The sequence below is a fragment of the Caenispirillum bisanense genome, from assembly GCF_039523075.1.
Taxonomy (GTDB): domain Bacteria; phylum Pseudomonadota; class Alphaproteobacteria; order Rhodospirillales; family Rhodospirillaceae; genus Caenispirillum; species Caenispirillum bisanense.
Genome location: NZ_BAAAEP010000008.1, coordinates 88,424 through 96,699, shown reverse-complemented (window position 1 = coordinate 96,699; position 8,276 = coordinate 88,424). Strand labels below are relative to the sequence as shown.

Below are 8,276 nucleotides of genomic sequence, written 5' to 3'. Positions count from 1 at the left end.
CCACCGCCGCCGCCGCCCTGCAACGGCTGCCGCCGCCGTCGGCCTTCCGGGCCGCCGGCTTCGCCGCCGCCATCGCCGACCGGCTGGAGCCCGAGGCGGCGGAGGGCTGGCTGGAGGATGCCGGCTATGCCCTGCTGCCCCTCGCCAACGAACCGGGCGAGGCGGCGGTGCGGCAGGACCGCATCGACGTCTTTCCGCCCGATGCCGCCCGGCCGCTGCGGCTTGATCTGGCCGACGGCCGGCTGGCGGCGCTGCGCCGCTACGACCCCTTCAGCCAGCTGGGCGACGAGGACCCGGCGGCGGAAACCGGGCTGCTGCTGCCGCCGGCCGGCGAGCTGCTGCTGACCGACGACGCCCGCCGCCGCTTCCTGGGCGGATACCTGCAGGCGTTCGGCGAGGCGGCGGCGGAGGATACGCTCTACCGCTGCGTCGCCGAGGGCAACCGGGTGGACGGGCTGGAACACTGGCTGCCGCTGGCCCACGACGGCGCCCTGCCGACCGTCTTCGACCTGCTGCCCGATGCCGCGCTCACCTGCGACGGCGCCGTCACCGACCACGCCGCCGACCGCCTGGAGGAAATCGCCGAGGCCTACGACAGCCGCCGCGAGCAGGGGACGCATGGCGGCGGCGGCGAGGACGACAGCGGCCTCGGCCTCTACCGCCCGGTGCCGCCGGAGCGGCTGTATCTGACCGCCGACGAGTGGCGGGCGGCGGCCGGGCGTCTTGCCGTGGTGGCTGCGGCTGCCGCTGGCGAGGACGGCGACGCCGCCGCCATTCCCGCCTTCGGTGACGTCGCCGCCGCCCTTGCCTGGCTGCGGCAGCGGCGCCAGGCGGGGCAGCGGGTGACGGTGCTGGCGGCTTCCGGCGGCGAGCGGGCGCGGGTGCGGCGCCTGCTGTCGCGCGCCGGTCTGGCCCCCCGCGACTGCCCCGACTGGGCGGCGGCGGGCGAGGCCGACGTGGCGGTGGTGCCGGCTGCGGTGCCGCGCGGCTTCGTGCTGGCCGACCGGGTGGTTGTGGCGGCGCGGCAGATTGATCCGGCCCTGCCGGCGGCGCGGGCGGCGCAGGCGGCGCGTTCGGTGCGGCAGCTGGCCTCCGACCTCACCGATCTGGTGCTGGGCGATCTGGTGGTTCACGTCGACCACGGCATCGGCCGCTGCGACGACTTGCTGACGGTGGAGGCGGACGGCCTGCCGCGCGACGTGGTGCAGGTGACCTTCCGCGACGATGAAAAGGTGCTGGTGCCGGCCGAACACGCCGACCTTCTGTGGCGCTACGGCAGCGGCGAGGCGGAGGTGGCGCTGGATGCCATCGGCGGCAGCCGGTGGCCGAAGCGGCTCGACAAGGGGCGGGTCGACCTGCGCCGGCTGGCGGGGGGGGGGGGGGGGGGCCAAGGCCCGCGCCGCGGTGCCCGGGAGGCCGGGGCCCCGCTGCTGCGTCCGCCGCCCTCCTACGCTCGCTTCGCCGCCCGCTTCCCGCATGTGGAGACGCCGGACCAGCAGCGCGCCATCGACGCCGTGCTGGCCGATCTGGCGGCGGGCATGCCCATGGACCGGCTGGTGTGCGGCGACGTCGGCTTCGGCAAGACCGAGGTGGCGCTGCGGGCCGCCTTCGTCGCCGCCGCCGGCGGGGTGCAGGTGGCGGTGGTGGCGCCGACGACGCCGCTCTGCCGCCAGCACTACGACGACTTCCGCCGCCGCCTGCGTCCCTTCGGGCTGCGGGTCGGGCTGCTCGCCCGCAGCCAGAGCCGCAGCGAGGCGGAGGCTGTGAAGGCGGCGCTGAAGCGGGGCGACATCGACGTGGTGATCGGCACCCACGGGCTGCTCAATGCCGGGTTCGACCGCCTCGGCCTGCTCATCGTCGACGAGGAACACCGCTTCGGCACCCGCCAGAAGGAGCAACTGGCCGAGGCCCGGCCGCAGCTGCACATGCTGCGCATGACGGCGACCCCCATCCCCCGCACCCTGCAATCGGCCCTGGCCGGGCTGCGGCCGGTGAGCGTGCTGGCCACGCCGCCGGTGGAATGCGGCGCGGTGCGCACCGTGGTGCAGGCGTTCGACGGCCCGGTGGTGCGGCAGGCGATCCTGCGGGAGCGGCGGCGCGGCGGCCAGTGCTTCTACGTCTGCCCGCGCATCGAAGACCTGGAGCCGGCGCGCGAGCGGCTGGCGGAGCTGCTGCCCGACCTGCGGCTGGCGGTGGCCCATGCCCGCCTGCGCCCGGCGGACCTGGACGACATCATGATGGGCTTCGCCGCCGGCCGCAGCGACCTGCTGCTGTCGACCAACATCATCGAGGCCGGTCTCAACATCCCCAACGCCAACACCCTGTTCGTGCAGGATGCCGACCTGTTCGGGCTGGCCCAGCTGCACCAGCTGCGCGGCCGGGTCGGGCGCAGCGGCCGGGCCGCCCATGCCTACTTCCTGCACGACGGCGGCGAGGCGCTGGGGGAAGGCGCGCGCGAGCGGCTGGAGGCGCTGCGGGCCTTCAGCGATCCCGGTGCCGGCCTGCGGCTGGCTGCCCGCGACCGCGACCTGCGCGGCGGCGGCGTGCTGCTCGGCGACCGTCAGGCGGGCCATGCCGACGACGTGGGGGCGGAGCTGCTGGAGGATCTGCTGCGGCAGGAACTGCTGCGCGCCCGCGGCACCGGCCTCGGCGCCCGCCTGCTCGATGCGGCCGCTGGCGACGACCCGATGGCGCCGCCGCACATCAGCCTCGGCACGGCGGTGACCATCCCGGCCGACTACATCGCCGATGCCGACCTGCGGCTGTCGGTCCATCGCCGCATTGCCGCCGCCGAAGACCCTGAGGCGTTGGAAAGCGAACTGGTGGACCGCTTCGGCCCGCTGCCGCCGGAGGTGGAGGATCTGCTGGCCCTGGCGGCGGTCAAGCACGCCGCCCGCGCCGCCGGAGTGGCGGAAATCGCCTGCGGCCCGCGCGGGGCGGTGCTCGGCTTCCACGGCCGGCCGCCGCGGGTGCGCGGGCTTAGGCGGCGGGACGACGGCCGGCTGGTGGCGACCGGCGACTGGCCCGACCCGCGCGATCGCGCGGCGGCGGTGCTGGCGGTGCTGGAGCACCTGCCGCGTCGGGCGTATGAAACTTCGGCGGCGGCCCCGGCGTCGGTTTGACAGGCGCCGCGCCGCCAACCACAGTTGGAAGCGCGGAGGCGGGCACCACCTGGGCCTGCGGGATCATCACTGCCAAGGGGATTGGGGCAATGACGCTAGCGACCGGCACCGCCGTCGATTTCGGCAAGATCGAGCGCGATTACGCCTTCCTGCTCGACTGCTTCCGCGAGGTGCTGGAAGACAGCGGCGATGCCGCCATCGCCCGCGCCCTCGGGCTGACGCAGGGGTCTGCGGCGGTGGCCGACGGCGACGGGCTGGAGGCGGAGCGCCTGACCCAGGCCCATTCCATTGCCTTCCAGCTGCTGCGCATGGCGGAGGAAAACGCCGATGCCCAGGGCCGCCGCGCCCTGCAGCAGGACGACCGCCTGCACGAGGATTCGGGCTCGTGGGAACAGCACCTGCGGCGCCTGCGCGACCAGGGGCTGGATGCCGCCGACATCGCCGGCGTGCTGCAGGCGGCGCGGGTGGAGCCGGTGCTCACCGCCCACCCGACGGAAGCCAAGCGCCAGACGGTGCTGGAACACCACCGGGCGCTCTACCTGCTGCTGGTCGACCGCGAGAACACCATGTTCACCCGCCAGGAGCAGGACAGCCTGCGGGATCGCATCAAGGGCGTGCTCGACCGCCTGTGGCGCACCGGCGAGATCTTCCTGGAAAAGCCCGACCTGTCGTCGGAACGCCGCCATGTGCTGCACTTCCTGCGCCACGTCTTCCCGGAAGTGCTGCCGGCCCTGCGGGCGCGGCTGCGGCAGGCGTGGCGGGCGGAAGGGCTCGACCCGGCGCTGCTGGCGGCCCATGCCGGCCGGCCGCAGATCACCTTCGGCTCGTGGGTGGGCGGCGACCGCGACGGCCACCCCTTCGTCACCGCCGACGTGACCGCCGAGACCCTGGCGGAACTGCGCACCGCCGCCCTCGACCTGCTGGCCGGCAAGCTGAAGGCGGCGGCGGTGCGCCTCAGCCTGTCCGACCGGCTGCAGCCGCCGCCCGACGAGCTGCTGACCGCCATCGCCCGCGCCGCCGTGCTGCTCGGCCCGGCGGGGGAGGCGGCGGCGGCGCGCAACCCCGGCGAATCGTGGCGCCAGTTCGTCAACCTGATGATCGCCCGCCTGCCCATCGGCGACGCCGGCTGCTATGCCCGCGCGGCGGAGCTGGACGACGACCTGGCGGTGCTGGAACGGTCGCTGCGGCATGTGGGCGCCCATCGTCTGGCCGATGACGAGGTGGTGCCGCTGCGCGACCTGGTGCAGACCTTCGGCTTCCACCTGGCCCGCCTGGACGTGCGCCAGAACAGCCGCTTCCACGAACTGGCCCTGAGCCAGCTGATGACCCGCGCCGGCCTCGACGGCGACGCCTACCTCGCCGCCGACGAAGCCGGCCGGCGGGCGGTGCTGGATGCCGAACTGGCCTCGCCGCGGCCCTTCACCCGCGCCGCCGCGTCGGTGGGGGCGCCGGAGGCCGATGCGGTGGTCGGCTGCTACCGCGTGCTGGCGCAGGAGGTGGAGCGTCACGGGGCCGACGGTCTCGGCGCCCTGATCGTCAGCATGACGCGGTCGGTGTCGGACCTGCTGACCGTCTACCTGTTCGCCCGCGAGGGCGGCCTGATGACCGAGTTCGAGGGCGCCGACGCCTGCCCGCTGAACGTGGTGCCGCTGTTCGAGACCATCGACGACCTGGACCGCAGCCCCGGCATCCTCGACGCCTACCTGTCGCATCCGGTGGTGCAGCACTCCCTGCGGGCGCAGGCGGCGGCGGCCGGGCTCGATCAGCCGCTGCAGCAGGTGATGGTGGGGTACTCCGATTCCAACAAGGACGGCGGCATCTGGGCCAGCCGCTGGGGTCTCTACCGGGCGCAGGAGGCGCTGGCGGCGGTGGGGCGGCGGCACGGCGTGCGCATCCGCTTCTTCCACGGCCGCGGCGGCAGCATCAGCCGCGGCGCCGGCCCCACCCACCGCTTCCTGCGCGCCCTGCCGCCGCGGGCGCTCAACGCCGACATGCGGCTGACCGAGCAGGGCGAGGTCATCTCGCAGAAGTACGCCAACCGCATCACCGCCGTGCATAACCTGGAACTGCTGGCTGCCGGTACGGTCGGTTCCACCGCCGCCCACCTGCGCGACGGCACGGGCGACGGCGACCACCCGCTGGCGCCGGTGATGGATCGCGTCTCCGCCGCCAGCCGCGGCGTGTACGAGGGGCTGCTGCGCACCGACGGGTTCATGGAGTTCTTCGCCGGCGCCACCCCCATCGACGCCATCGAGGCGGCGCGCATCGGATCCCGCCCCGCCCGCCGCACCGGCCAGCGCACGGTGGCCGACCTGCGCGCCATCCCGTGGGTGTTCTCGTGGAGCCAGGCGCGGTTCTACCTGTCGGGCTGGTACGGCGTCGGCAGCGCGCTCGCCGACCTGAAGGAGACGGCGCCGGACGACTTCGCCCGGCTGGTGGCCGCCACCTTCGACTGGGCGCCGCTGCACTACGTCATCAGCAGCGTCGCCACCAGCATCGCCACCGCCGACCGCGACATCATGCGCAGTTACGCCTCGCTGGTGCCCTCGGCGGCGGTGCGGGAGCGGTTCATGGGGCTGATCGAGGGCGAGTTCGACCGCATCGAGGCCATCCTGACCGAAATCTATCGCGGCCCGCTGGCCGACACCCGCCCGCGCATCCACCGCACCCTGGACCTGCGGCGGCGGCCGCTGGCGCAGCTGCACGCCCGCCAGGTCGATCTGCTGTCGCGCTGGCGGGCGGCCCGCGCCGCCGGCGATGCGGAGACGGCGGCGGTGCTGGAATCCCGCCTGCTGCTGACCATCAACGCCATCGCCGGCGGCCTCGGCGCCACCGGCTGACGGCGGGCGGCGGGCGTCGGGCTACAGCACCAGCGGGATCAGCGTCAGCACCACCAGCGCCAGCAGGCCGACCGACACCAGATTGATGAGGGCCCCGGTCTTCAGCATGTCGGCGACGGTCAGCTGGCCGGTGGCGAAGACGATGGCGTTGGGCGGCGACGCCACCGGCATCATGAAGGAACAGCCGGCCGCCAGGGCGACGGGGGCGCAGATCAGCACCGGGTCCACCCCCGCCAGCGCCGCGAAGCTGCCGGCCAGCGGCAGGAAGGTGGCGGCGGTGGCGGTGTTGGAGGTGATGTGGCTGATCAGCATGACCGCCACCCCGACCGCCGCCGCCGCCAGCCACACCGGCAGCAGCGCCAGCGGCTCCAGCGCCCCCGCCACCCAGGCCGACAGGCCGGAGCCTTGCACCGCCGCCCCCAGGCTGAGGCCGCCGCCGACCAGCACCAGCACGCCCCACGGCAGGCGGGCAGTATCCGACCAGTCGAGCACGAACTCCCGCCGGCTGGGGTGGACGGGGATGGAGAACAGCGCCAGCGCCGCCAGCACCGCAATGGCGGCGTCGGACAGTCCGCCGGGCGCGAGACCCTCCAGCAGCGGGCGGAAGATCCACAGGAAGGCGGTGGCGGCGAATACCGCCAGCACGATCTTCTCCCCCCGGCTCATGGGGCCGAGGGCGGCGACGGCGCGGCGGATTTCGTCGGCGGCGCCGGGGATCTCCCGCCGGGGCAGGCGGATCACCATGCGCGTCAGCACCAGCCAGGTCACCGCCAGCAGCACGGCGGCGAAGGGCAGGCCGACCAGCATCCACTGGCCGAAGCCGATCTCGATGCCGTAGGCCTCCTGCATGTAGCCGGCGAACAGGGCGTTGGGGGGCGTGCCGATCAGGGTGCCCATGCCGCCGATGTTGGCGCCGAAGGCGACGCCCAGCAGCAGCGCCACGGCAAAGCGGCGGTCGTCGCCGTCGCGGGCCACCATGGCGGAGACGGTGGCGGCGATGGGCAGCATCATGGTCGCCGTGGCGGTGTTCGACACCCACATGGACAGGCCGGCGGTGGCCAGCATGAAGCCGCCGACGATGCGGTCCTGGCGGGTGCCGACCAGCGACAGCACCAGCAGGGCGGCCCGGCGGTGCAGGTTCCACCGTTCCATGGCAATGGCGATGCAGAAGCCGCCGAGGAACAGGAACACCAGCGGGTTGGCATAGGGCGCGGTCGCCTCCGCCACGCCGGAAACGCCCAGGAACGGCAGCAGCGCCACCGGGATCAGGGCGGTGGCGGCGATGGGAATGGCCTCCCACACCCACCACGTCGCCATCAGCACGGTCACTGCCGCCACATGCCACGCTTCGACCGGCATCCCCTCCGGCGGCGGCAGCACCAGCATCACCCCGGCCGCCAGCGCCCCGCTCAGCAGCCCGATCATGCGCCGCAGGGCCGAGGGCGCGCGCGGGCTGGCGGGGGTGGCGGCGGTGCTGTGGGGCAGGGGAGCGGTGCCGGCGGTGGTCGGGGTTTCCGAGGCGGTCGTGGACATGCGGTAAAGGGCTCCCCGTCGTCAGGCTCGGCAGGGCGTGCATGGTAGGCAAAGCGGCGCCGCCTGACCAGGGCCGGCGGCGCGCCGGGGCCCGGCGGCGGCGGTGGCGGATCAGGGCGGTGCTTCGTCGGGGTGGCGGCCGTCGGGGTGGGCGACCGGCTCCTTCTCCATCAGGCAGGCGAGCAGGTCGCGGGCGCGGGCCAGCCGCTCGTGCCGCAGGCCGACCACCGGGAAGCTGCCGGCGGTGAGCACGCTGAGCACAGCGTTGACCTGTTCAAGCTCGTCGTCGACATCACCGCCGCCGCGACGGCGGGCGATGATGGCGTCGCGCATGGTGACCATGCAGCGCACCGCCTCCAGCACCTCGTCGTGATGGCGCTCCGGCTTTTCCTCCAGGATGCGGTCGAGGGAGCCGAGGGCGCTGCGGCAGTGGGCGTGTTCGTCGCTGTCATAGGGCAGCATGGCTACCTCCGCTCGCGGCTGTGGTGGAGATAGGGGCGGGGGTCGGCGGTGGAATCCATGCCCGCCCGCAGCATGGTGTGGCGCAGCAGCATGCCGCCGGCCAGGGCGGCCAGCGATCCGGCGGCGGACAGCTGATCGCTGCGGCGGTGCGGCGGGCGCAGCAGGTTGATGCCGTGGCAGGCCACCGGCACCACCACGCCAAGCAGCAGCGCCGCCCGGTAGGACATCGCCCAGCGGCCGTGCTCCAGCGGACCGTTGACGCCGGCCGCCGCCCGCTGCCGCCGCGCCATCATCGACGCCACCAGCTCGCACAGGGCGG

At 74.4% G+C, this 8,276-nt stretch carries 5 protein-coding genes; 2 read left to right on the top strand and 3 right to left on the bottom strand.

From position 1 onward, the window contains the following. Positions 1–3,122 (top strand): DEAD/DEAH box helicase (locus tag ABD056_RS06145; RefSeq protein ID WP_343865414.1); only part of this gene is annotated, 3,122 nt, incomplete at its 5' end. Positions 3,123–3,211: 89 nt separating this feature from the next. Continuing rightward, positions 3,212–5,962 (top strand): phosphoenolpyruvate carboxylase, encoded by a 2,751-nt coding sequence (locus ABD056_RS06140; RefSeq protein WP_343865412.1) that lies wholly within the window; start codon positions 3,212–3,214, stop codon positions 5,960–5,962. A 21-nt stretch (positions 5,963–5,983) separates the two neighbouring features. Here the strand turns inward: ABD056_RS06140 and ABD056_RS06135 are convergent, their stop codons facing one another. The 3 genes from ABD056_RS06135 to ABD056_RS06125 form a co-directional block, all read right to left on the bottom strand. After that, complete coding sequence (locus ABD056_RS06135) at positions 5,984–7,495, bottom strand: SLC13 family permease (protein ID WP_343865410.1); 1,512 nt, start codon at positions 7,493–7,495, stop codon at positions 5,984–5,986. A gap of 111 nt (positions 7,496–7,606) precedes the next feature. Continuing rightward, positions 7,607–7,957, bottom strand: coding sequence for a hypothetical protein (locus tag ABD056_RS06130; RefSeq protein WP_343865408.1), 351 nt, complete (start codon positions 7,955–7,957; stop codon positions 7,607–7,609). Positions 7,958–7,959: 2 nt separating this feature from the next. Continuing rightward, positions 7,960–8,276 (bottom strand): hypothetical protein (locus tag ABD056_RS06125; protein ID WP_343865406.1); only part of this gene is annotated, 317 nt, incomplete at its 5' end.

Coding starts and splice junctions, on each gene's coding strand:
- ABD056_RS06130 (WP_343865408.1), bottom strand. CDS start 7,957: ATGCTGCCCTATGACAGCGACGAACACGCCCACTGCCGCAGCGCCCTC.
- ABD056_RS06135 (WP_343865410.1), bottom strand. CDS start 7,495: ATGTCCACGACCGCCTCGGAAACCCCGACCACCGCCGGCACCGCTCCC.
- ABD056_RS06140 (WP_343865412.1), top strand. CDS start 3,212: ATGACGCTAGCGACCGGCACCGCCGTCGATTTCGGCAAGATCGAGCGC.